16 protein-coding genes are annotated in these 23774 nt (G+C 73.2%); 8 read left to right on the top strand and 8 right to left on the bottom strand.

All coding sequences use genetic code 11. The annotated features are described in order from the left end of the window. Positions 1-2: 2 nt before the first annotated feature. The 3 genes from SNE206_RS17740 to SNE206_RS17730 form a co-directional block, all read right to left on the bottom strand. Complete coding sequence (locus SNE206_RS17740) at positions 3-1493, bottom strand: exopolysaccharide biosynthesis polyprenyl glycosylphosphotransferase (RefSeq protein WP_407914351.1); 1491 nt, start codon at positions 1491-1493, stop codon at positions 3-5. Positions 1494-1772: 279 nt separating this feature from the next. Then, positions 1773-2930, bottom strand: a complete 1158-nt coding sequence (locus SNE206_RS17735; protein WP_407914406.1) for a glycosyltransferase — start codon at positions 2928-2930, stop codon at positions 1773-1775. Between the two features lie 129 nt (positions 2931-3059). Beyond that, the gene (locus SNE206_RS17730; protein ID WP_407914350.1) at positions 3060-3500 is read right to left on the bottom strand and encodes an SRPBCC family protein; all 441 of its coding nucleotides are present in this window, start codon (positions 3498-3500) and stop codon (positions 3060-3062) included. Positions 3501-3628: 128 nt separating this feature from the next. Here SNE206_RS17730 and SNE206_RS17725 point away from each other — a divergent pair, with 128 nt between their 5' ends. Continuing rightward, a complete protein-coding gene (locus SNE206_RS17725; RefSeq protein WP_407914349.1) occupies positions 3629-4522 on the top strand; it encodes a HipA family kinase in 894 nt (297 codons plus the stop codon). 145 nt (positions 4523-4667) lie between these two features. On the opposite strand, the gene SNE206_RS17720 is transcribed toward SNE206_RS17725, so the two are convergent. Both SNE206_RS17720 and SNE206_RS17715 read right to left on the bottom strand, forming a co-directional pair. After that, positions 4668-6158: a S8 family peptidase gene (locus SNE206_RS17720; protein ID WP_407914348.1), complete on the bottom strand. Its 1491-nt coding sequence runs from the start codon at positions 6156-6158 to the stop codon at positions 4668-4670. Positions 6159-6341: 183 nt separating this feature from the next. Continuing rightward, on the bottom strand, positions 6342-9263 hold the full coding sequence (locus tag SNE206_RS17715; protein ID WP_407914347.1) for a glycoside hydrolase family 48 protein: 2922 nt from the start codon (positions 9261-9263) through the stop codon (positions 6342-6344). Between the two features lie 220 nt (positions 9264-9483). On the opposite strand from SNE206_RS17715, the gene SNE206_RS17710 reads away from it, so the two are divergent. Next, the gene (locus tag SNE206_RS17710; RefSeq protein WP_407914346.1) at positions 9484-11064 is read left to right on the top strand and encodes a cellulase family glycosylhydrolase; all 1581 of its coding nucleotides are present in this window, start codon (positions 9484-9486) and stop codon (positions 11062-11064) included. Between the two features lie 20 nt (positions 11065-11084). Here SNE206_RS17710 and SNE206_RS17705 read toward each other — a convergent pair whose 3' ends face one another. Beyond that, positions 11085-12161: an amidohydrolase family protein gene (locus SNE206_RS17705; RefSeq protein ID WP_407914345.1), complete on the bottom strand. Its 1077-nt coding sequence runs from the start codon at positions 12159-12161 to the stop codon at positions 11085-11087. Positions 12162-12164: 3 nt separating this feature from the next. After that, positions 12165-13613 carry a glutamine synthetase gene (locus SNE206_RS17700; RefSeq protein ID WP_407914405.1) on the bottom strand — a complete coding sequence of 483 codons (1449 nt, stop codon included), beginning with the start codon at positions 13611-13613 and terminating at the stop codon, positions 12165-12167. 208 nt (positions 13614-13821) lie between these two features. Here SNE206_RS17700 and SNE206_RS17695 point away from each other — a divergent pair, with 208 nt between their 5' ends. Together SNE206_RS17695 and SNE206_RS17690 are read left to right on the top strand one after the other, a co-directional pair. After that, positions 13822-14463, top strand: coding sequence for a TetR/AcrR family transcriptional regulator (locus SNE206_RS17695; RefSeq protein ID WP_407914344.1), 642 nt, complete (start codon positions 13822-13824; stop codon positions 14461-14463). A gap of 41 nt (positions 14464-14504) precedes the next feature. Continuing rightward, positions 14505-16004, top strand: a complete 1500-nt coding sequence (locus SNE206_RS17690; RefSeq protein ID WP_407914343.1) for an MFS transporter — start codon at positions 14505-14507, stop codon at positions 16002-16004. A 63-nt stretch (positions 16005-16067) separates the two neighbouring features. Here the strand turns inward: SNE206_RS17690 and SNE206_RS17685 are convergent, their stop codons facing one another. After that, on the bottom strand, positions 16068-16649 hold the full coding sequence (locus tag SNE206_RS17685) for a Uma2 family endonuclease (protein ID WP_407914342.1): 582 nt from the start codon (positions 16647-16649) through the stop codon (positions 16068-16070). A gap of 431 nt (positions 16650-17080) precedes the next feature. Here SNE206_RS17685 and SNE206_RS17680 point away from each other — a divergent pair, with 431 nt between their 5' ends. The 4 genes from SNE206_RS17680 (at position 17081) to SNE206_RS17665 (ending at position 23767) form a co-directional block, all read left to right on the top strand. Beyond that, positions 17081-18856 (top strand): 3-hydroxyacyl-CoA dehydrogenase family protein, encoded by a 1776-nt coding sequence (locus tag SNE206_RS17680; protein ID WP_407914341.1) that lies wholly within the window; start codon positions 17081-17083, stop codon positions 18854-18856. A 276-nt stretch (positions 18857-19132) separates the two neighbouring features. Continuing rightward, a complete protein-coding gene (locus tag SNE206_RS17675; protein ID WP_405011105.1) occupies positions 19133-20041 on the top strand; it encodes a TetR family transcriptional regulator in 909 nt (302 codons plus the stop codon). Between the two features lie 370 nt (positions 20042-20411). Beyond that, positions 20412-21749, top strand: coding sequence for a crotonyl-CoA carboxylase/reductase (ccrA, locus tag SNE206_RS17670; RefSeq protein ID WP_407914340.1), 1338 nt, complete (start codon positions 20412-20414; stop codon positions 21747-21749). Continuing rightward, on the top strand, positions 21749-23767 hold the full coding sequence (locus tag SNE206_RS17665) for a protein meaA (RefSeq protein ID WP_407914339.1): 2019 nt from the start codon (positions 21749-21751) through the stop codon (positions 23765-23767). Before ccrA ends, SNE206_RS17665 begins: the two co-directional genes overlap by 1 nt. The last annotated feature ends 7 nt before the right edge of the window (positions 23768-23774 follow it).

Below are 23774 nucleotides of genomic sequence, written 5' to 3'. Positions count from 1 at the left end.
CGTCAGCTCCCGTCCGGGTGGAGCATGAGGGCGGCGGTCCGCAGGAGGATCTTGGTGTCCTGCCAGAGGCTCCAGCTCTCGATGTAGCGGTTGTCGAAGCGGGCCCGGTCCTCGATGGAGGTGTCGCCGCGCAGGCCGTTGACCTGGGCGAGGCCGGTGAGGCCGACGGGCACCCGGTGGCGGTCCTGGTACTCGGGGTAGGCCTGGCCGAACCGCATGACGAAGTACGGGCGTTCGGGCCGGGGGCCGACGAGGCTCATGTCGCCGCGGACGACGTTCCACAGCTGCGGCAGCTCGTCCAGCGAGGTGCGGCGCAGCAGGCGGCCGACGGGGCCCATCCGGTGGTCGTGCGAGATGTTCCAGCGGGTCGCCGACTCGTGCTCGTTGCCGGGGCGCAGCGTACGGAACTTGAGGAGGGTGAAGACCTGGCCGTCGAGGCCGGTGCGCTGCTGGCGGAAGAGCACGCCGGGGCCGGTGTCGCAGCGGACGGCCAGGGCGACGGCGGCGAGCAGCGGGGAGAGCAGCAGGAGCCCGAGGCCGGCGGCGGAGACGTCGACGGCGCGCTTGGCGAGCCAGCCGGGCCGGTGCAGGGCCGGGCGGGCGAGGGCCAGGCAGGGGAAGCCCCACAGCTGGTCGGTGCCGCGGCGGCCGAGGGCCGCGTACTCGCGCAGCTGCGGCACGACCCAGACCCGGCAGCCGAGCCGGACGGCGGTGCGCAGGGCGGCCGCGGTCGTGGCGTCGTCGGCGGTGCCCTCGGTGGCGATGACGTGCCGGATGCGCTTGCGGCGGATCTGGCTCTCCACGGCGTCGTGGCCGCCGAGGATGCGCAGGGGGGCGTCGGGGGCGAGCAGGGCGGGCCCGGAGTCGAGGTAGCCGACGGGCCGCAGGCCGTACTCGCGGTGGTCGAGGAGGGCGGCGGCGATCCGCTGGGCGGTCTGGCCGGCGCCGAGGACGAGGGTGGGGCTCGGCCGGCGGCGGCGGGCGCGGCGCAGCCGGCGGTAGACAACGGCGCGCGCGAGGCAGGCCAGCAGGGTGTGGGCGGCGAGGAGGGCGGCGAGGCGCAGGGCGGACCCGGTGCCGGCCGGGTGGCGGGAGCCGAGGCAGGCGTCGAGGGTCACGGCGAAAGCCGCGGCGACGGCGGCGCGGGTGGCGAGGGCGGGCAGGTCGTCGAGGGCGGAGACGGTGAGGCGGGTGCGGTAGAGGCCGGCGGCGGCGTAGAGCGGGAGCAGGGCGGTGAGGAGGACCGCGGCGGCGGCCGGCGGGCGGGCCCCGGCGGTGAGGGCGACGGCGGCGGTGAGGGCGAGGACGTCGGAGCCGAGCAGGGCGGCCGGGAGGCCGGCCCGGGAGCGGAGGGGCCGCCGGTGGCGGCCGAGGGGCGCCGCCGGACGGGCCCGGGTGGCGGCGGCGGGACGTTCGAGCAGCTCCGTGCCGAGCTGCCGCCGGGCGGACAGGGGCCCGCCCGGCCGTGGCACGCTCTCGTGGTCAATGGTCATCGGTGCGCGAACTCCCCTGCTGTGCAGCCGCCGTCGCGGGGCGGCCGGCCGGCTCGCACCGGCCCGGCGCGGGCACGGCACGGCCCAACCCTCCGAACAGGTACGAAACAGGCAAAATCAGACATTAGCGATCGTCGTTGTCAGGACGGCGAGTTGGCGCGCCGTGTCGTTCCACCTGCTCATTCGTCGGACTGTCGGACGACCGGTGCACGGCTCCCCCGCCGGCCGCCGGCCCCGACCGGCCCGCCCCGCGGAAAGCACGCACAGTCGGATAAACGATCAGGCCCCCTGGGGGACACGGGAATCGGACCGTCCGGCCGAGCCCGCCGGCAGCAGGGCGCGGTACACCGCCTCGACCTGCGCCACCACCGTCCGCACGTCGTGCCGGCGGGCGACGTGCGCCCGGGCCAGCTCCCCGTACCGGGCGCAGCCGGCCGGATCGGCCAGCGAACCGGCCAGTCGTCCGGCCAGCGCCGCCGGGTCGCCGGCCGGCACCGGCACCTGCCCGGCGGGCAGGCACTCCCGGGCTCCGGGCACGTCGGTGAGCAGCACCGGCCGGGCCGCCGCCATCGCCTCCAGCGGCGCCAGCGCCATGCCCTCCCACCGGGAGGGCAGCACGACCAGGTCGGCCGCGGCCAGCCAGGGCCGCGGGTCGGCGACGCCGCCCGTCAGGTGCACCCGGGGCAGCGCGCGGGCCCGCGCCGCCAGGGCCGCCGCGTCGGGGCCGCCGCCGACCAGCACGAGTCCGGCGCCGGGCACCGCCCGGGCCACCTGCGGCCAGGCGTCGAGCAGCACGTCCTGGCCCTTCTGCCGGCACAGCCGCCCCAGGCAGACGGCGAGCGGCGCGTCCGGGTCGAGGCCCGGGGCGGCGGGCAGCAGCGCGGCCCGGGCGGCCCGGCGCTCGGCGGCGCCGGCCGGGCCGTGGCGGACCAGGTCGACACCGTTCGGCACCACCCGCCAGGCGGCGTCGACACCCGCGGACACCCCGTCGGCACGCTCCTGCTCGCTGACGCACAGCAGCGCCCCCGCCCACCGGGCGGCGAACCGCTCCCAGCGGACCCCGGCGGCGGCGAGCCGGCCCTCGACGGCGGCGAACGACCAGGCGTGCGGCTGGAAGACCGTCGGCACGGTGCCGTGCACGGCGAGCCGGCCCGCCAGGCCGGCCTTCGCGCTGTGCAGGTGCAGCACGTCGGGCGCGGCCGCGCGGACGATCCGCCGCAGCCGCAGCGCCTCGCCCGCGGTGGAGGGGCCCGGGGACCGGCCGGCGGGCCAGTCGAGGAGTTCGGCACCGGCGGCGGCCGCCTCCGGGCCGAGGCGGCCGCCGGGCGGACACGCCACCAGCACGCGGTGGCCCGCCGCGCGCTGGCCGCGGACGAGGTCCACCACCACGCGGGCGACGCCCCCCTCGACCGGCTGGGATGCATGAAGGATCGTCAGATGCACGGCGGTGAGCCTAGGTTGGGGCCCCCGGCGCGGACCCCGGCGTCACCCGTCCCGGTGAAAAGCACCACCCGTACGGCGTGCCGCACCGTACGGGTGTTCCCGCGTTCGTCCGTTCCGGCGGACCTACTCGACCTCCTCCGCGAGGCGGGCGAGCAGCGCGCCGTGGATGCGGTTCAGGCCCTTGGGGGCGAAGGTGCGCTCGAAGAAGCCGCCGACGCCGCCGGCCCCCTGCCAGGACGCGTCGACCACGACCCGGGCCGTGCCCTCGCCGGCCGCGGTGACCGTCCAGGTGATCACCATGCTGGAGTTGGCGTCGGTCTCGACGAGCGTCTCCGGACGCGGCTCGGTCACGGTGAACAGGCAGTCGCGGACGCGCTTCTCCGTCGCCTGCAGCCGCCAGTGCACCACGGTGCCCGCGCCCGTACCACCCTCGCGGACCTCGAACCCGCTGTACTGCTCGGGCAGCAGCCGGGGCCGGACGGTGGCGTAGTCGGCCAGCGCCTCGTACACCCGCTTCGGGGAGGCCTGGTAGACCCGCTCGGTGGTGGCCTGGACCTTGCCCATGGGGGCTCTCCTTCGGTGGACTTCGCCGCCGTCCTCCCGCGGAGGGCGGCCGATCGCGCCCAAGCCAACCACACCGGCCCGGCCGCTCCCGAGGCTCACCCCCGGCGGGCCGGGTTAGGCTGGCCGGTGTGCTCGATCAGGTGACCGCCCTCCGCTACGTCGACCCGCTCCGCGCCGGGGGCTCGGTGCCCGGGGTCGTGGAGACCGACGACCTGGGCACGTACGTGGTGAAGTTCACCGGCGCCGCGCAGGGCCGCAAGGCGCTGGTGGCCGAGGTGGTCGTGGGCGAGCTGGCCCGGAGGCTGGGCCTGCGGGTGCCGCCGCTGGTGCTCGTCGACTTCGACCCGGCGGTCGCCGCGCACGAACCGGACCCGGAGATCCAGGACATCCTGCGGGGCAGCCCCGGGCTCAACCTCGGCATGGACCTCCTGCCCGGCGCCCGGGACTTCACCCCGGGCAGCCTGCCGGTGGACGCCGCGGAGGCCGGCCGGGTGGTCTGGCTCGACGCCCTGACCGGCAACGTCGACCGCACCGTGCACAACCCCAACCTCATGGTCTGGCACGGCCGGCTGTGGCTGATCGACAACGGCGCCGGCCTGATCTTCCACCACCGCTGGTCGGGTGCGGCCGCGTCGGTGCTCAAGCCGTACCCGATGAGCGCGCACGCGCTCGGCGCGTACCGGCCCGCCGTCGCCGACGCCGACGCCGAACTCGCGCCCCGGGTCACCGGGGAACTGCTGCGCGAGGTCGTCGGGCTCGTGCCGGACGCCTGGCTCGCGGGCGAGCCGGGCTTCGACTCGCCGGCCGCGGTGCGGGCGGCGTACGTCGCCCACCTGGCGGAGCGGGCGGCCGGCTCCGCCGCGTGGCTGCCCGCGGAGTTCGCCACCGCGGAGGAGCTGCGGGAGGCGGAGGCGCGCCGCGCGGCGGCCACCCTGGCGGCCCGTCCGGACTGGCTCAAGCAGGTGCCGAACCGCCACGGGAAGGCGCAGGTCGAGGCCGACTGGAGCCGGCACGTCGGCTGACGCACCGTCACCCTACGGCCCCGGGAACCACCCGGCCCGGAAGCCACCCGGCCCCGGGAACCACGCCGCCCCTGGAACCACGCTGCCCCGCCCGGGCGCGACGTCCCGGACGGGGCAGGTGTCCTCACCTAGCCGTGGTGACGGCTCACAGGCGCCACCACTGGGCGGCCGCGGCGGCGTCCACGACGCCCGCCCCGTAGAAGCCGTTGTCGTGCAGGCCGCCCTCGCAGACGGCGGACCAGGCGCCGTCGCCGCTCGGGTCGTAGGGCGCGGTCGGGCAGGCGTGCTCGGAGGCCTGGTGCAGCAGCATGGCACGCAGCTGGTCCGGGCCGGCCCACGGGTGGGTGCTGGCGAGCAGGGCGGCGACGCCGGCGGCGTGCGGGGACGCCATCGAGGTGCCCTGCATGTAGGCGTACCGGTTGCCGCGCACGGTCGAGAGCACCCGGCCGTTCTTGTCCGGGGTGTCCGGCAGCTGGTAGCGGGAGTCGCCGCCGGGGGCCGCGACGGCGACCTTGCCGAAGCCGTACGTGGAGTAGAAGGACTTGTCGCCCTTCACGCCGACGGACGAGGTGGCGACGATGCCGGGCAGCTCGGTGGGCAGCGAGAGGCAGGAGCCGTCGACCGGGCGGGGCACCGGCGTGGTGTCGTCCGGGCTGGTGGTGTCGGTGGTCTTGTGCGCGAGGTCGATGTTCTCGTTGCCCGCGGCGGCGACGCTGAGCACGCCCTTGCGCTGCGAGAAGGCGACCGCCCGCTTGACGGCGGTGGTGATGGCGGCCTGGTCGGGGTCGTTCTTGCAGGTGAACAGCCACGGGTCGATGTAGTAGCTGTTGTTGGTCACCTGGAAGTGGTGCTCACCGGCCCAGACGAAGCCGCAGATCGCGTACTCGGGGTAGATGAAGCCGCCGTCGTCGACGACCTTGACCGCGGCGAGGCGGACGCCGGGGGCGATGCCCTCGATGCCCTTGCCGTTCTTGGCGGCCGCGACGGTGCCGGCGACGTGGGTGCCGTGGTCGCTGGTGGTGGGCTGCCAGGACTGCCAGGAGGTGTCGGCCTTGCCGCCGTTGATGCAGGAGGCGGAGAGCGAGGCGTCGACGTTGGCGGCGAGGTCCTCGTGGGTGGCGTCGATGCCGGAGTCGAGGATGCCGACGACGACGCGGCGGCTGCCGAGCGTGGTGGCGTGGGCCTTGTCGACGCCGATCTGGCGCATGTCCCACTGGTTGGCCCAGAGCGGCTCGGAGCCGTCGGCCGGGGCCGCCGCGGGCACGGTCGCCGGTTCGGCCACCTCCACGTCGTTGGCCTGCACGATGCCGGCGGTGCGGCTGGCACCGACCGACTCGACGGCCTTCGACTTCCGGAGCTCGGTGGCGAACTGCGCGTCCGTCGAACGGGCGACGACGACGCCGATCTGCTCGTAGGAGACCACCACGGTGCCGCCGAGTGCGGCGATCTCGCGTTCGGCCTTCTTCACGTGGCCGTGGTCGGCCCTGGTGTTGACGACGTAGCTGAGCAGCGGGCCGGGCGCTTCCGCGGAGCCGGCTGCCGATGCGGTGGCGGACGGCAGGGCGAGGGTGCCCGCCGCGGCGAGGGCGATGCCCAGCGCCACCGACCTGGTCCGGCGTATCCGGGGAACACTCATAGGGGTTGACCCTCCCGAGTTTCGTGGTGTGCACGCCGTGTTCGACGGCGGGCACGTGAGTGTTCGGACGCTATTGAAAGATCACGGTCACGCGCAAGAGGCAGGCGTACACGGAATGCACACACGGAAACGGCGGTGCCCGGCCCGCTGTCAGTCGGGCCGGGCACCTGTCCTGTCGGTGCGTCAGGAGTTGAACAGCTCACCGTACGTCGCGAGCGCGGTGGCGATGTCCGCCTGCGCCCAGAAGCGGTGGTAGGTGAACGTCGGCGCGGCGCCGCCGTTCAGGTAGGTCTGGACCTTGGCGAAGTCCGGGTCGTTCTTGAGGAAGGAGCGGATGGAGAGGAAGGTGGACGACGAGTTGATCGGGTCACCGTTGGGCATGGTGCCCGTCCAGCCCGAGGGCACCGAGACGGAGTCGTTGAACCGGCTGTAGTCCGTCCGGGTCTCCGGCACCGAGACGCCGAGGGCGTCCTGGTTGTTGGCCCACATGCCGTCGAGCAGCTTCTGCGCGGCGGTCTTCGCCGCGGCGTTGCCGGACTTCTTGGCGTAGTACGCCAGGAGCTTGGCGTAGGAGCCCGCGACGCCGACGTCCTGGGTGTAGTCGACGACGCTCACGTGGAGGCCGGTGTTGGCACCCGGGGTGGTGGCGTTCCAGGTGTCGGGCTTGCCGGTCCAGGCCAGCGTGGACGGGATCTTGAAGGTGCCGTTCGCGTTGAACGTGGTGTTCGCGAGCGCCCAGGTGACCCACTTGTCGAGCACGGCCTTGGCCTTGGCGTCACCGCTCGCGTAGTAGTACTCCGCGAGGCGCTCGACGCCCCAGGCCTGGAAGCCGAACCACTGGTTGGACGGCGGGTCGTGGTAGACCGGTGCCTCTTCGTACGACATGCCGTAGAAGGTCGGGGTGCCGGCCGGCGGGGTGCCGTAGGCACCGTCCCAGCTGTTGGTGGCACCGCCGGCGATCGCGCCCTCGCTGGACTGCAGCCACTGCAGGAACTCGACCTGGCGGCCGAGGCTGGTGGTCCAGTCGGTCTTGCCGGTGGCCGACTTGGGGGCCAGGGCGGCGTTGTTCACCAGGGCGTACGCGGCCATCGGGTTCTGGTAGCCGCCGTGCGCGGAGCTGTCACCGATGCGCCAGGACCAGCCGGCGCTGCTGTCGGTGGCGCCGCCCCAGGCGTAGTACCAGGAGAGCAGGTAGTGCTCGCTGGTCTTGCCGTTGCCCGCGGGGCAGGCGGTCGGGCTGGTGCAGTTGCCGATCTGCTTGAAGTACTTGTCGAAGAACGAGTACCGCAGGTAGTCGCCCATCTTGCCGGCCTTGGCGACGGTGGTCGCGACCTGCGTGCCGTTGCCCTGGGCCTTGGCCCACGTGTCGGCCCAGTAGGCGGCCTGGATGGCGCGCGCGTCGGCGTCCGGGGCGTCGGTGTACTTCCACTGCTTGGCGTAGCTCGTGTCCTTGATGAACAGGTCGAGGTAGCCGTTCTTGCCGCCGTAGGTGAACTTGTCGCAGGTCGGCTGGGGAATGGTCTCCCAGACGGACTCCTGCGGGCCGCGCTGGTAGGTGTTGATGTAGGACGGACCGGTGTCGGTCGGGCCCGCCTCGCACTTGCCGGGCGAGTTGCCGTAGCCGTACACGTTGTCGACGTCCTGCAGCCAGTGCATGCCGTAGATGTCGTCGGTGCCGTAGGCGCTCTTCAGCTCGGCCGCGATCGGGTCGTTGCCCGGCGTGACCGCACTGTCCATCTGCGACGGGTAGTCGCTCGGCAGCGGGTGCTCGGGGGCGTAGGTGGCCGGCTTGCTCGCGTTGTAGAACGAGTTCGTCGGCTGATCAGCGTGCGTGGGGATCATGTAGGTTTCCATGAGCGTCCACGCCGAGTTGAACTTCGTCCAGTCCTTGGTGACCCGGCCGTACTGCGCCTCCAGCCACAGCAGGTAGCTGTAGGCCTCGGAGGTGGTCTCGTGGCCCTGGTCGGGCGCCTCGACGAGCAGGGTCTCCACCGAGTGGTACGGGATGCCCTCGGGCGAGAAGTACCCGTTGGCCGGAGCCTTGATCTTGTTGTAGAGCTGCAGGAACCGGTCGTCGTAGACGCCGGTGCCGGCCGCGAGCTCGGTCACCGTGACGACGGAGCTGGTGTAGCCCGTGGCCGCCGAGGTGAAGGTCGCCGAACCGGTGGAGGCGGCGTCGGCCGTCAGCGTGACGGTCTGCGCGGTCGACCAGTTGGACGGGGTGAAGGTCAGCGTCGCGCCGCCGCTGACGGCGAGCCCGGTGTTGCCCGCGGTGCGGGTGGTGGTGACGGTGACGTTCGCGGTGGGCTGCGAGGACAGCTTGAGCGCGAAGGTGCCGGTCTTGCCCTGGGTCACGGACAGCGTGGTCGGCACCGCGGTGATCGACGGCCCGGCCGCGACGGTGACGCCCGCCGGGGTCGACTCCCTGGTGGCACCCAGGCTGTCGTACGCCTTCGCGTAGACGGAGTGGCTGCCGGAGGCGGCGCCCGTCCAGCTGAAGGTGTAGGGCGCGCTGGTGGCGGTGCCGAGCAGCGTGGTGTTGTCGTAGAACTCCACCTTGCTGATGGTGGCGCCGTCGGCCGCGCTCGCGCTCGCGGCCAGCGGGATGGTCGCGCCCGCGGCGTAACTCGCCCCGGCCGTGGGGCTGGTGAGCGCGACGGTGGGCGCGGTGTGGGCACCGTTGCAGGCAAGGCCGTTGACGGCGAAGGCGGTCGGCGCGGTGTTGGTGCCGCTGTAGGCGAAGTTGGCGCCGGCCGTCGCGTTGCCGCCCGCCGGGATGGTGGCGGCGTACGACGGGTTGACGACGGTGACGTTCTTGCCGGACTGCGACCAGACGCCGTTCCAGCCGGTGCCGGAGAGCGTCTGGTTGCCGGCGTAGGAGTAGGTCAGCGACCAGCCGTTGAGCGCGGCGGTGCCGACGTTGTTGATCTTGACGTTGGCAGTGAAACCACTGCCCCAGTCGTTGACGGAGTAGTCGACGGAACACTGGACCGCGGCGGCCACGGCGGGGTTCGCGACCATCGTGGTGAGACCGGCTGCGAGCACGGCGAGGGAGACGCCGAGCGTGGACAGCCTGGTGGTCCGGGAAGGGGTGGGGGGTGCCATTCACGGCTCCTGCGGGTGGGGGAATTCGACGGCGAGGCGGCGATGCACACGCGCTCGATTCGGTACAGGTTCTGTGGGAGCGCTCCCAAGGATGAGGAAGCGCCAAGGGCGTGTCAAGAGATTGCGCAGCGGAGAGGCTTGGCAACTCCCTTGCCGCTGGCTATGTTTCTGGGCGGGCCTGTGGGAGCGCGCCCACAATGCACTCTCACGAGGAGCGGAAATGTCCCTCCGCAGCACCGCCCTGGCCCTCGGGTCCGCGCTCGTCGCGACCGCCGCCGCCGGGCTGGCCGTCATCAGCCCCGGCACCGCGTCGGCCGCCACCACGGCCTGTACGGTCGACTACACCGTCAACGACTGGGGCAGTGGTTTCACTGCCAACGTCAAGATCAACAACGTCGGCACCGCCGCGCTCAACGGCTGGTCGCTGACCTACTCCTACGCCGGCAACCAGACGCTCTCCGGCACCGGCTGGAACGGCGTCTGGTCGCAGTCCGGCAAGAACGTCACCGTCGTCAACCCCTCGTACGCCGCCACCATCCCGGCGGGCGGCAACGCGACGGCCGGCGCCAACTTCGCCTACAGCGGCACCAACACCGCGCCGACCGCCTTCGCCGTCAACGGCCTTGCCTGCAACGGCGCTTCGCCCACGTCGGCCAGCCCGTCGCCGTCGCCGTCCGCCTCGGCCTCGCCCAGCGCGTCCGCCTCGCCCAGCACCTCGGCCTCCCCCAGCGCCTCGGCCAGCACCTCGGCCTCGCCCAGCGCGTCCGCCTCCCCCAGCGGCGGCACCGGCACGGCGCCCGCCCTGCACGTCTCGGGCAACAAGCTGGTCGACGCCTCGGGCGCGGCCGTCACGCTGCACGGCGTCAACCGTTCCGGCACCGAGTTCATGTGCGTCCAGGGCTACGGCTTCTTCGACGGCCCGGTGGACACCGCCGCGATCAACGCCATCAAGAGCTGGCACGTCAACGCCGTGCGCGTCCCGCTCAACGAGGACTGCTGGCTCGGCACCTCCAACGTCAACGCGGCCTACGGCGGCGCCAACTACCGTACGGCGATCAAGGGATGGGTCGACGCCCTGCGCGGCGCAGGCCTCACCCCGATCGTCGAGATGCACTGGAGCCGCGGCCAGTACACCGGCAACTCGTCCGGCTGCTCCGACGTGAACGCCACCTGCCAGAAGCCGATGCCGGGCGCCAACGCGGTGCCGTTCTGGACCTCCGTGGCCGACACCTTCAAGGGCTCCACCCAGATCGTCTTCGACCTGTTCAACGAGCCCTACCCGGACCGCTCCGAGTCGTCCACCACCCAGGGCTGGCTCTGCTGGCGCGACGGCGGCAGCGCCTGCCCCGGCATCTCCTACCCGGTCAGCGGTTTCCAGACGCTGGTCAACACCGTCCGCGCGACCGGCGCCCAGAACGTCATCCTGCTCGGCGGCCTCGCCTACTCGAACGACCTCGGCCAGTGGCTGACCTACAAGCCGACCGACTCCACCGGCAACCTCGCCGCGGCCTGGCACGTGTACAACTTCAACACCTGCTCCACCGCGTCCTGCTGGGACTCGACGCTCTCCCCGGTCGCGGCCCAGGTGCCGCTGGTGGCCGGTGAGATCGGCGAGAACACCTGCAGTCACGGCTTCATCGACCAGGTGATGGCCTGGTTCGACGCCAAGAAGCTGAGCTACCTCGGCTGGACGTGGAACACCTGGGACTGCGGCTCCGGCCCGTCGCTGATCAGCAACTACGACGGCACGCCGACCAACTTCGGCGTCGGCCTGCGCAACCACTTCCTCGCGATCGGCTGATCCACCCCGCCCGCCGGCTGTCAGATCCCGTACAGCCGGCGGGCGTTGCCGCAGGACAGCAGCCCGGTGATCCGCGCCGCGTCGGCCTCCGTGCAGGCGCCGTCGGCGAGCCAGCCGTCCAGCACCGCGGCGAGCGCGTGCCGGAACTGCCCCGCACCGACCGCGTACAGCTCCGGCAGGCCGTAAGCGTCGGTGGAGAACACCACCTTGCCGAACGGGGCGAGTTCGAGCACCTCGCCGAGCACCGCCGCGGCCCGCGGCCCGGCGTACGACAGCGTGAGGCCGACGTCCGCGTACACGTGCGGGAACGCCTGCGCGAGCCACGCCGCCTGCCGGTGGTACGGGTAGCCGTGCAGCAGCACCAGCGGCACCCCGGACGGCTCGACCGCGCGCACGAAATCCACCAGCAGCGCCGGATCGGCCCGGTGCAGCCGCAGGTCCGGGTCGCCGAAGCCGGTGTGCAGCTGCACCGGCAGCCCCGTGGCGACCCCCTGCCACAGCAGGTGGCGCAGCAGCACCGGGTCGGTGACCGGCCCGTCCGTGCGGGCCCCGGCCGCCCGCACCACCTCGGCCCGGGTCGGCGGGGCCGCCGGGACGTCCAGCCCCCAGCGGTACGCCAGCACCGACTTCACCGCGACGGCCCCCGCGCACGCCGCGGCGAGCGCCTCGCCGACCGCCTCCGGCCACGCCGGGGCGGCGCAGCGGACGGTCGCCGCGACCGACTCCAGCCGCACCACCTCGTGCACCCGGGCGCCGGCGAGCGCCGCGAGCCCGTCCGGCGGGAGCAGCGGCAGGCCGCCCGCCTCGGTCAGGCCGGTGTCGACCAGCAGGTCGGTGAAGCCGGCGGCGGCCAGCATCCGGCGGGTCACGGAGTCCGCCCCGGCGGCCCGGCGGGCCTCCAGGTAGGCGGCGGATCCGGCGAGCGGGGGCAGTTCGAGCAGCGGCGGGCACCAGCGCCGCACCGCCAGCCCGATCGCGCTGTCGAAGGGGGAGGTGCCCGGCGCGGGCGGCCGGTCGGACTCGGTGATCAGTGCGCCGAACCCCGCCTCGTCGAGGTCGGCGACGGCCACGCCGTGGCAGTGCTGGTCGACGAGCACCGGTCAGTACCGCCGGCGGGTGGCGGCGATGACCTCCCGGTCGTCGCGCCCGTGGAACAGCGCCGTCTCGGCCGTGCGGACGGCCAGCACCGCCCGGTACAGCTCCTCCCCCATCGCGGCCCGGAGCGCGCCGTCGGCCCGGTAGGCGGCGAGGGCGGCCGCCTGGTCGTGCGGCAGCCGTTCGACGCCGTGCGCGAGCGCGGGGTCGCCGGGCACCTCCTCGGGCAGCCGCAGGCCCGCGTCGAGGCCGGCGAGGCCGGCCGCGAGCACACCGCCGACCGCGAGGTAGGGGTTGGCGGCCGCGTCGAAGCACTTGATCTCGGCGTTGGCCTGCTCCGGCGCCGAGCCGGTGATCAGGCGCAGCGCGGCCTCCCGGTTCTCCAGCCCCCAGCAGCGGTACGGGCCGGCCCAGCGCCCGGGGACGAGCCGCAGGCGGCTGGCGGGGCTGGGCGCGCCGAGCACCAGCAGGGCGGGCAGCGCCTCCAGCACCCCGGCGAGGAACGCCTCGGCCCGGGCGGTGAGGCCGTGGCGGCCCGGCCCGCCGCTGCCGAGGTTGCGGCCGTCCTGCCAGAGGCTGAGGTGCAGGTGGCAGCCGTTGCCGACGCCGCCCTCGGCCACCACCGGGGCGAAGGAGGCCCGCAGCCCGTGCCGCGCCGAGACGGCCCGGACGGTCTGGCGGACGAGCAGCGCGGTGTCGGCGGCCCGGACGGGGGTGTCGGGCGCGACCGTCACCTCGAACTGGCCGGGTGCGTACTCGGGGTGGATCTGCAGCACGTCGAGCCGCTGCGCGGTGAGTGCGCGGAGCACGGCGCGGAGGTAGTCGGAGCGGGCGACGAGGCGGTCCATGCCGTAGGCGGCGCCCGTGTCGTCCGCGGCCTCCCGCGTGGTGTCCTGCTCCTCGACGGTCCATTCGGTCTCGAAGCCGGCCAGGACCTCCAGGCCGCGGGCGGCGAGCGCCTGTTCGGCCCGGCGGGCGAACAGGCGCTGGCAGCCCGGGTGGGGCCCGCCGGCCTGGGTGCGGCGGTCGACGGGGGCCCAGGCCCAGCCCGGCTGGGCGGCGAGCGGCGTCAGCGCGTCCAGGTCGGGGACGAGCCGGAGGTCGCCGACGGGGCCGCCGCCGGGTGCCATCGAGTCGTCGAGGAGGAAGGAGTCGAAGCAGGGGGAGGCGCCGACGCCGTGGCGGACGGCGTGCGGGAGCCGTGCCACCGGCACGGCCTTGGCGCGGGTGATCCCGGCGTTGTCGACCCAGGCGAGGGCGACGGCGTCGATGCCGGCCGCGGTCAGCCCGGCCGCGGCGCGGTGCGCCTGCTCGGCCCGGTCGTCCGCGGCCCGGTCGTCCGCGGTCGGGGCGGCAGTGGTCGGGGCGTCCGCGGCCCGGTCGTCCGCGGTCGGGGCGGCAGTGCTGCGGTCGCCCGGTGCGGTGCTGCCGGCGGTGTCCTGTGCTGGGCCCATGGCGACCATGCTGCCGCCGTCGTGCGCGGCGGGCCGGGGGCGCACCGCGGCGGCCGCCCCCACGGGTGAATTATTCTTTGTCCTTTGCGCCGATTCCCCCTGTGTGACGCAGCTCACGTTCTATCGGGAATCAACGGGGACTCTTTCCCCGTTTAGACCATCGTCCGCACAAACGGGGAGAGACTCCCCGGAATGGGAAGGAGTCCGCATGACCACCGTCAGCAGCCGTCCGGCCGGCCCGCGGCTCCGCGCGGACGCCAGCCGGAACCGTGCGCGCATCATCGGTGCCGCGCGGGAGACGCTCGTCGAGATCGGCGCGGAGGCTCCGCTCGACGAGATCGCCCGCCGGGCCGGCGTCGGCAACGCGACGCTGTACCGTCATTTCGCCGACCGCCGCGACCTGCTGCACCACGTCACGCTGTCCGTCCTGTCACGGGTGCTGGAACACGCCGAGGCCGGGCTCCACGAGCCGGACGCCTTCGAGGCGCTCAGCCGTTTCACGCACACCGCCGCGGACGAGCGGATCGGCGCACTCTGCCCGATGATCGCCGACCACATCGACCATGACGACCCCGAGCTGGAGAGCGCCCGCCTGCGCCTGAAGCAGGCCACCACGGAACTGATCGCGCGCGCCCACGCATCCGGGCAGCTGCGCTCCGACATCGGCGTCGGCGACTACTTCCTCGGTGTCACCCAGCTCACCCGCCCGATCCCGGGCACCGGATGCATCGACCTCGACCAGTTCCTCCACCGGCACCTGCAGGTCTTCCTGGACGGCCTGCGTGCACCGGCACCCTCAGCACTTCCCGGCCGCCCCGTGTCGCTCGACGACCTGAAGCGCGCCGGCTGACCGTCCCCATCGCTCTCCTCGCACCGTTAGTGGGTACCCCCATGTCCGACACCGGCCTCCAGGCCGATCCGCGCCGCTGGAAGGCTCTCGCCTTCATCGGCCTGGCCCAGCTGATGGTCGTGCTCGACGCGACCGTCGTGAACATCGCCCTGCCGTCCGCGCAGCACGACCTCGGGATCTCCGACGGCAACCGCCAGTGGGTGATCACCGCCTACGCACTCGCCTTCGGCGGGCTGCTGCTCTTCGGCGGCCGGATCGCCGACCTGTGGGGCCGCAAGCGCACCTTCACCGTCGGCCTCGTCGGCTTCGCGCTCGCCTCGGCCCTCGGCGGCGCGGCCGTCAACACGCCGATGCTGCTCGGCTCCCGCGCCCTCCAGGGCGTCTTCGGCGCCCTGCTCGCCCCGGCGGCGCTGTCGCTGCTCGCCGTGATGTTCACCGACGCCAAGGAGCGCGCGAAGGCGTTCGGCATCTACGGCGCCATCGCGGGCGGTGGCGGTGCCATCGGCCTGATCCTCGGCGGCCTGCTCACCGAGTACCTGAACTGGCGCTGGACCTTCTACGTCAACATCCCGTTCGCCGCCGTCGCCATCGCCGGCGCGGTCCTGGTGATCACCGAGCCCGCGGGCGGCCGCAACCGCAACCGCCTGGACATCCCGGGCGTGCTGCTCGTCACCTCCGGTCTCGTCTCGCTGGTCTACGCGTTCACCCGCGCCGAGTCGGACGGCTGGGCCTCCGCCACCACGATCGGCTTCTTCGTCGCCGCCGTCGTGCTGCTGAGCGCGTTCGCCGTCGTCGAGAGCAGGGTCGCGGCGCCGCTGCTGCCGCTGCGCGTCATCACCGAGCGCAACCGCGGCGGTGTCTACCTCTCGCTGGGCCTCGCCATCATCGGCATGTTCGGCCTGTTCCTGTTCCTGACCTACTACCTGCAGGTCGTCCTCGGGTACTCCCCGGTGACCAGCGGCCTGGCCTTCCTGCCGATGGTCGCGGGCATGATCACCGGCTCGACCCAGATCGGCGCCCGTCTGATGACCCGGGTCGCCCCGCGGCTGCTCATGGTGCCGGGCTTCCTGACCGCCTCCATCGGCATGCTGATCCTGACCCAGATCGACGTCGGCAGCTCCTACCCGGCGCTGATCCTGCCCGGTCTGATCCTCATGGGCCTCGGCATGGGCACCGCGTTCATGCCCGCCATGAGCCTCTCCACGCACGGCGTCCAGCCGCGCGACGCGGGCGTCGCCTCCGCGATGGTCAACACCTCGCAGCAGGTCGGCGGCGCCATCGGCACCGCGCTGCTCAACACCATCGCGGCCAGCGCCACCACCGCGTACCTCGCCTCGCACGCCAAGGACGGCGCCCCGCAGCAGCTGCTCCAGCTGCAGGGCATGGTGCACGGCTTCTCGACCGCGATCTGGTGGTCGTTCGGCATCCTGGTGCTCGCCGCCGCGGCCGCCGGCATCCTGATCAACACCGGCAGGCCGGACATGTCCGCCTCCGGCGAGGGCGTCGCCAAGGAGGACGCGATCCCGGTCATGGCGCACTGACGCCGCACCGCACGCACGAACGGCCCGCCGGGGATCTCCCGGCGGGCCGTTCCGCGTCCGCGCTCAGCGCACGTACGCCTTGAGGTCCTCGGTGTCGAGGGTGACGCCGACCGGCTCGGGCAGCACCACGGTGTGGCCGTACGACAGGGTGACCGCACTGGTGTACGTACCGTGCTCCGGTTCGCTGAACACCGTCACCGACCGGGCGTCCCGGTCCACCAGCAGGTAGACGGGGATGTACGCGCGGGCGTACGCGGCGGGCTTCTCCACCCGGTCCCGCCGGTCGGCATCCGCGTCGTGGGAGGTCACCTCGACGACCATGAGCACTCCCTGCGGCTCCGCCCACTCGCCCTGGCCGGCGAAGGTGCCCACCGGGGCGAGCGCGCCGTCGGGCCGGGCCCGGCCGCTGCGGCAGCTCTCCACCTTGAGGCCCTGCTCGGGGTAGAGGTTGAGATCCGGTCGCTGCTGCAGGCAGCGCTCCAACAGCCACATGACGATCTCACCGTGGTCGCCGTCGGGCACCGGCTTGACTCCGAGCCTGCCGTTGATCAGTTCGAGCGTGACGTCCTCCCGGGCGGCGGTCATGGCGATGGCCTCGAAGGCGTCACGTTCCATCTGGGGCCGATCCGTCGTCATGACGGTCATGGTCTCCTCCTTCCGGCGGCGCGGCCACGCTACGACGCGCACGACCTTCCCCGGGCCCGAAGCACTCTTCCTACCCGGCAGTAACTCCGCTACAGTGACCGCACGCACCAGCGCCGGGCCTCGGGAGCCGCACCGGCGTGGTCGGCACCGCGGCATGACGCGGTCGCCCGGGTGTGTGGTCACCGGCCCTCCGGGCCGTTCACGGCGCAGCACTCACGCGCCGACCCGCCCTTTCCCTCAGCGCGCCTGAGCACTTCGGCACACCCGCGGCACGACCGGAGCGGACCGGTCCGTGCCGCGCGGAGCCGTACCCGCCCTCCCGCACTCCCGCGCCGCCACACCCTCCTCCAGCGCACCGGCCGACGCTCGCCGCCGAGCGGCACGGCCGCGCCGGAGAGCGGCGCGGGGCCCCATTTCAAGGAGTCTGGACAATGGAGCGTCCCTTCCCCACCGTCGCCGTCGTCGGTCTCGGCACCATGGGTGCCGGCATCGCCGTGGCCATCGCGCAGAGCGGCCGCCGGGTGATCGGCATCGAGGCCGACGCCGACGCCGCCGGCCGGGCCCTCGGCCGGATCGAGGAGGCCACGGCACGTGCGGTGCGGCGCGAGCGGCTGACCGACGCGGAGCGCACCGCCCTGCTCGGCCTGATCTCCGTGGGCGACCGGCTCGACGCCGCCGCCACCGCCGACCTCGTGATCGAGGAGGTGCCCGAACAGCTGGAGCTGAAGCGGGAGATCTTCGCCGAGCTCGACCGGATCTGCCCGCCGGAGACGGTGCTCGCGACCGGTACCACCGCACTGTCGGTGACCCGGATCGCCGCCGCCACCGCCCGCCCGGAGCGCGTGCTGGGCCTGCACTTCTTCAACCCGGTGCACACCATGAAGCTGGTCGAGGTCGTGCGCACCGTGCTGACGTCCCCGCAGGCCGCGGAGGAGGCCGCCGCGTTCGCCCGCGAGCTCGGCAAGGAGCCGGTCGCGGCGGGCGACCGGGCCGGGTTCATCGTCAACGGCCTGCTCTTCGCCTACCTCAACCAGGCCGCCGCGATGCTGGAGTCGCGCTACGCGACCCGCGAGGACATCGACGCGGCGATGCGGCTCGGCTGCGGCCTGCCGATGGGCCCGCTGGCACTGCTCGACCTGATCGGCATCGACACCGCGCGCACCGTGCTGGAGGCGATGTACGAGCAGTCCCGGGACCGCCTGCACGCGCCGGCCCCGATCCTGGGCCAGCTGGTCGCCGCGGGTCTGCTCGGCCGCAAGACCGGCCGCGGCTTCTACGCGTACGACGCGCCCGGCTCGTCGCGGGCCGTCGCGGAGGATTCGGCGGTCGGGGCGGCGCGGGTCGCCGGCCGTCCGGTGGCGAGCGTCGGCGTCTGCGGCTCCGGCACGATGGCGACCGGCATCGTCGAGGTGTTCGCCAAGGCGGGCCTGCCCGTGCTGCTCGCGGCACGCAGCCAGGAGAAGGCCGACCGCGCCAAGGCGCAGCTCGCGAAGTCGCTGGAGCGCTCGGTCTCGCGCGGCCGGCTGGCCGCGGAGCAGCGGGACGCGGCGCTCGCCCTGGTCACGGCGACCGGCAGCTACGCGGACCTCGCCGGGGTCGACCTCGTCGTGGAGGCGGTCGCCGAGGACCTGGCGGTCAAGCGGGAGCTCTTCGCCACCCTCGACAAGATCGTCAAGCCGGGTGCGGTGCTCGCGACCACCACCTCCAGCCTGCCGGTGATCAGCTGCGCGACCGCCACCTCGCGGCCGCACGACGTGATCGGCATGCACTTCTTCAACCCGGCGCCGGCCATGAAGCTCGTCGAGGTCGTCTCGACCGTGCTGACCTCCCCGGACGTCACCTCCACCGTGCTGGACCTGTGCACGAAGGTGAGGAAGCACCCGGTGGAGTGCGGCGACCGGGCCGGCTTCATCGTCAACGCGCTGCTCTTCCCCTACCTGAACGACGCGGTGCGGATGCTGCAGGAGCACTACGCCACCGTCGACGACATCGACACCGCGATGAAGCTCGGCTGCGGCTACCCGATGGGCCCGTTCGAACTGCTGGACGTCGTCGGCCTGGACGTCTCGCTGACCATCGAGAAGGTGCTGCACCAGGAGTTCCGCGAGCCCGGCCTGGCCGCCGCGCCGCTGCTGGAGCACCTGGTCGCGGCCGGCTGCCTGGGCCGCAAGACCGGCCGCGGCTTCCGCGACCACGCCCGGCGCTGACCCCGGGGCCGTCGCCGCGCAGCCCCCGGGCGCGCGGCGGCGGCCGCACCGCACCACACGGACACGACCGGCCGCCGTCGCTGCAAGGAGTCGCAGATGAACACCGAGCCAGGGGGCAGAGCGCCTCGGAGCACCGTCGGACCGGGCGGCGGGCCCGTGTGGAACCCGGCCCGGGCCGCGCCGCGCTGGCCCCGGCCGGCGCCGGTGCCGCCGGTGGCACCGGTCCGGCGGGTGAGGCCGGCCGGGGCGGCGCCGGGGACGTGTAGCGTTCCGGGCATGGATCGGGAAGAGTCGTCCGCGCCGGCCCGGCCGTCGCGCGGACCCGCGGACACCGCGCGCCCCGCCGAGGGCGGGGCAGGCAGCCGGCGCGCAGCGGCCCAGCGCCGGCAGATGCGCCAGGAGCTGGCATCGGCAGCGATGGACCTGTTCGCCAACCAGGGCTACGAAGAGACGACGGTGGATCAGATCGCCGCCGAGGCGGGCGTGGCGCGGCGGACGTTCTTCCGCTACTTCCGCTCCAAGGAAGAGGCGATCTTCCCGGACCACGACGACACCCTGATCCGGGTCGCCGACCTGCTGGCCAGTGCCGAGCAGGACGAGCACCCGCTGGACGTGGTCTGCCGCGGCATCAAGGAGGTGCTGCGGATGTACGCCTCCACGCCGGGCGTCTCGGTGGCGCGCTACCAGCTGATCCGGCAGGTGCCGGCGCTGCGCGAGCGGGAGATCGCGGTCGTGGCGCGGTACGAGCGGCTGTTCACCCGCTACCTGCTGGGCCGGTTCGACGCCTCCGAGCAGATCCCGCCGGGCTGGCAGCACGGCGGGGACGACGACTCGATGCTCGCCGAGGTGTCCGCGGCAGCCGTGGTCGCGGCGCACAACCACGTGCTGCGGCGCTGGCTGCGGGCCGGCGGCCTGGGTGACGTGGAGGCGCAGCTCGACCACTCCTTCGAGGTCATCCGGCGCACCTTCTGGGCGACGCCGCCGAGCGGCGTGCGGCGCCGGGGTGCCGTGGTGGCACCCGGTGCCAGTGGGGAGGGCGGTTCGGCGCTGGAGGCGGCCGCGGTGAGCGCCCTGAGCGCCAGCCCCGGGGGTGAGGTGCTCATCACAGTGGCCCGCACCGACGCCCCGCTCGACCTCGTCCTGGACTCGATCAGGTCCGCCCTCAGCACCCCCCGAACAGCCTGAACCCCACATCACCGCAGGTCACAGCAGTTTCCACGGCCCGTCCCGGATCTCCGGGGCGGGCCGTCGCGCGTGGCGGGCCGGCCGGCGTCGAACAGCGATTTACATCACTCGAACTGGTGACACCCGGTGTCTTTACGCGTGGCACAGGGTGCCATTAACGTGTTACTCACCAGTCGCGGCGCCGCGGCTCCCCACCTCGGCGCGCCGTGTCCGGCGTCCCCAGACCTCGGGGGCCAGCACCATCCGGGCGACACTCCACACCTCGGGCCGTCGCTTCCTTCCACCCACAGACCCTCAGCGAAGCCGGTGTCCGCTCCCGGCTCCCCCAGACGCCCTGTGCCCTCACACAGGTACGCCTTCGGAGGCAGCCATGAACGAAATCCTCGACGCGATCCTCAGCTCCGACAGCACCTCGGCGGACTTCGCCGCGATCCCGCTGCCGGAGTCCTACCGGGCGGTGACGCTCCACAAGGACGAGGAGCAGATGTTCGCGGGCCTCGACAGCCGCGACAAGGACCCCCGCAAGTCGCTCCACCTGGACGAGGTCGCCCTCCCCGAGCTCGGCCCGGGCGAGGCGCTGGTCGCCGTCATGGCGAGCGCCGTGAACTACAACACGGTGTGGAGCTCGATCTACGAGCCGGTCTCCACCTTCGGCTTCCTGGAGCGGTACGGCCGGCTCTCCCCGCTCACCAAGCGCCACGACCTGCCGTACCACGTGCTCGGCTCCGACCTCGCGGGCGTCGTCCTGCGCACCGGCGCCGGCGTCAACGCCTGGAAGCCCGGCGACGAGGTCGTCGCGCACTGCCTCTCGGTCGAGCTGGAGTCCTCGGACGGCCACAACGACACGATGATGGACCCGGAGCAGCGCATCTGGGGCTTCGAGACCAACTTCGGCGGCCTGGCGCAGCTGGCCCTCGTCAAGACCAACCAGCTGATGCCCAAGCCGAAGCACCTCACCTGGGAGGAGGCCGCCTCCCCCGGCCTGGTGAACTCCACCGCCTACCGCCAGCTGGTGTCGCAGAACGGCGCCGGCATGAAGCAGGGCGACAACGTGCTGATCTGGGGCGCCAGCGGCGGCCTCGGCTCGTACGCCACCCAGTACGCGCTGGCCGGCGGCGCCACCCCGATCTGCGTGGTCTCCAACGACCAGAAGGCCGACATCTGCCGGGCGATGGGCGCCGAGGCGATCATCGACCGCAGCGCCGAGGCGTACCGCTTCTGGAAGGACGAGAACACCCAGGACCCGCGCGAGTGGAAGCGCCTGGGCGGCCGGATCCGCGAGCTGACCGGCGGCGAGGACGTCGACATCGTCTTCGAGCACCCGGGCCGCGAGACCTTCGGTGCCTCCGTCTACGTCACCCGCAAGGGCGGCACCATCGTCACCTGCGCCTCCACCTCCGGCTTCATGCACCAGTACGACAACCGCTACCTGTGGATGTCGCTCAAGCGCATCGTCGGTTCGCACTTCGCCAACTACCGCGAGGCGTGGGAGGCCAACCGCCTCGTCGCCAAGGGCAAGATCCACCCCACCCTGTCCAAGGTCTACTCCCTGGAGGAGACCGGCCAGGCCGCCCTCGACGTGCACCACAACAAGCACCAGGGCAAGGTCGGCGTGCTCTGCCTCGCCCCCGAGGAGGGCCTCGGCGTCTCCGACCCCGAGTTCCGCGCCAAGCACCTCGACGCGATCAACCGCTTCCGGAACATCTGATGGCGGACCGCGACCGTCCGTGGCTGATGCGGACCTATGCAGGCCACTCCACCGCGAGCGACTCCAACGCGCTCTACCGGCGGAACCTGGCGAAGGGTCAGACGGGCCTCTCCGTGGCCTTCGACCTGCCCACCCAGACCGGCTACGACTCCGACCACGTCCTCGCCCGCGGCGAGGTCGGCCGGGTCGGCGTGCCGGTGGGCCATGTCGGTGACATGCGCACCCTGTTCGACGGCATCCCGCTCGAACGGACCAACACCTCCATGACGATCAACGCCACCGCGATGTGGCTGCTGGCGCTCTACCAGGTGGTCGCCGAGGAGCAGGGCGCCGACGTCGCCAAGCTCACCGGCACCACCCAGAACGACATCGTCAAGGAGTACCTGTCCCGCGGGACGCACGTCTTCCCGCCGGGACCGTCCGTCCGGCTGATCACCGACATGATCGCCTACACGGTCGCGAACCTCCCCAAGTGGAACCCGATCAACATCTGCAGCTACCACCTGCAGGAGGCGGGGGCCACCCCCGTCCAGGAGATCGCGTACGCGATGTGCACCGCGATCGCCGTCCTCGACGCCGTCCGCGACTCCGGCCAGGTGCCGGCCGAGCGGATGGGCGAGGTCGTCGGCCGCATCTCCTTCTTCGTCAACGCGGGCGTCCGCTTCGTCGAGGAGATGTGCAAGATGCGGGCCTTCTCCCGGCTGTGGGAGAAGGTCACGCGCGAGCGGTACGGCATCGAGGACGCCAAGCAGCGGCGCTTCCGGTACGGCGTGCAGGTCAACTCGCTCGGCCTCACCGAGGCCCAGCCGGAGAACAACGTCCAGCGGATCGTGCTGGAGATGCTCGCCGTCACGCTCTCCAAGGACGCCCGCGCCCGCGCCGTCCAGCTCCCCGCGTGGAACGAGGCCCTCGGCCTGCCCCGCCCGTGGGACCAGCAGTGGTCGCTGCGCATCCAGCAGGTGCTCGCCTACGAGTCGGACCTGCTGGAGTACGGCGACATCTTCAACGGCTCCGAGGTGATCGAGGCCAAGACCGCCGAGCTGCTGGCCGGCGCCGAGGCGGAGATCGCCAAGGTGCTGGGCATGGGCGGGGTCATCCCGGCCGTCGAGTCCGGCTACCTGAAGTCCAACCTGGTCTCCTCGCACGCGGCCCGCCGCGCCCGCATCGAGGCCGGCGAGGACAGGATCGTCGGGGTCAACTGCTTCGACACCACCGAGGAGAGCCCGCTGACGGCCGACCTCGACACGGCCATCATGGTCGTCGACCCGGCCTCCGAGCGGTCCGTGCTCGCCGGCCTGGAGCGCTGGCGCGCCGAACGCGACGAGGCCGCCGCCCAGGCCGCCCTGGAGCGGCTGAAGGCCACCGCGGCCACCACCGACAACCTGGTGCCCGCCACCCTCGCCTGCGCCCGCGCGGGCGTGACCACCGGCGAGTGGTCGTTCGCCCTGCGCGACGTGTTCGGCGAGTACCGCGCACCCACCGGCGTGGGCGGCGCCCCGGTCGCCGTCGCGGCCGAGCCCGGCGGCGAGCTCGCCGCCGTCCGCGAGGCGGTCGCCGCGACGGCCGCGGAGCTCGGCACCGGCAAGCTGCGCCTGCTCGTCGGCAAGCCCGGCCTGGACGGCCACTCCAACGGTGCCGAGCAGATCGCGGTCCGCGCCCGCGACGCCGGCTTCGAGGTGGTCTACCAGGGCATCCGGCTCACCCCGGAGCAGATCGTCTCCGCCGCCGTGGCGGAGGACGTCCACTGCGTGGGGCTGTCGATCCTCTCCGGCGCCCACCCCGAGCTGGTGCCCGACGTGCTGCAGCGCCTGCGGCGTGCAGGGGTGGAGGATGTGCCCGTGATCGTCGGTGGCATCATCCCGGCAGCGGACGCCGAGGTTCTGAAGGCCGCCGGTGTCGCTGCGGTCTTCACACCGAAGGACTTCGGCATCACCACCATCATCGGCCGGATCGTCGACGAGATCCGGCTCGCCAACAGGCTCCAGCCGTGGGCCGCGAGCACCCACGCGAGCAGCTGACCGGGAA

Source organism: Kitasatospora sp. NE20-6, from assembly GCF_045862635.1.
Note: the sequence above shows the minus strand (reverse complement) of the source record. Positions and strands in the feature narration are given on the sequence as shown.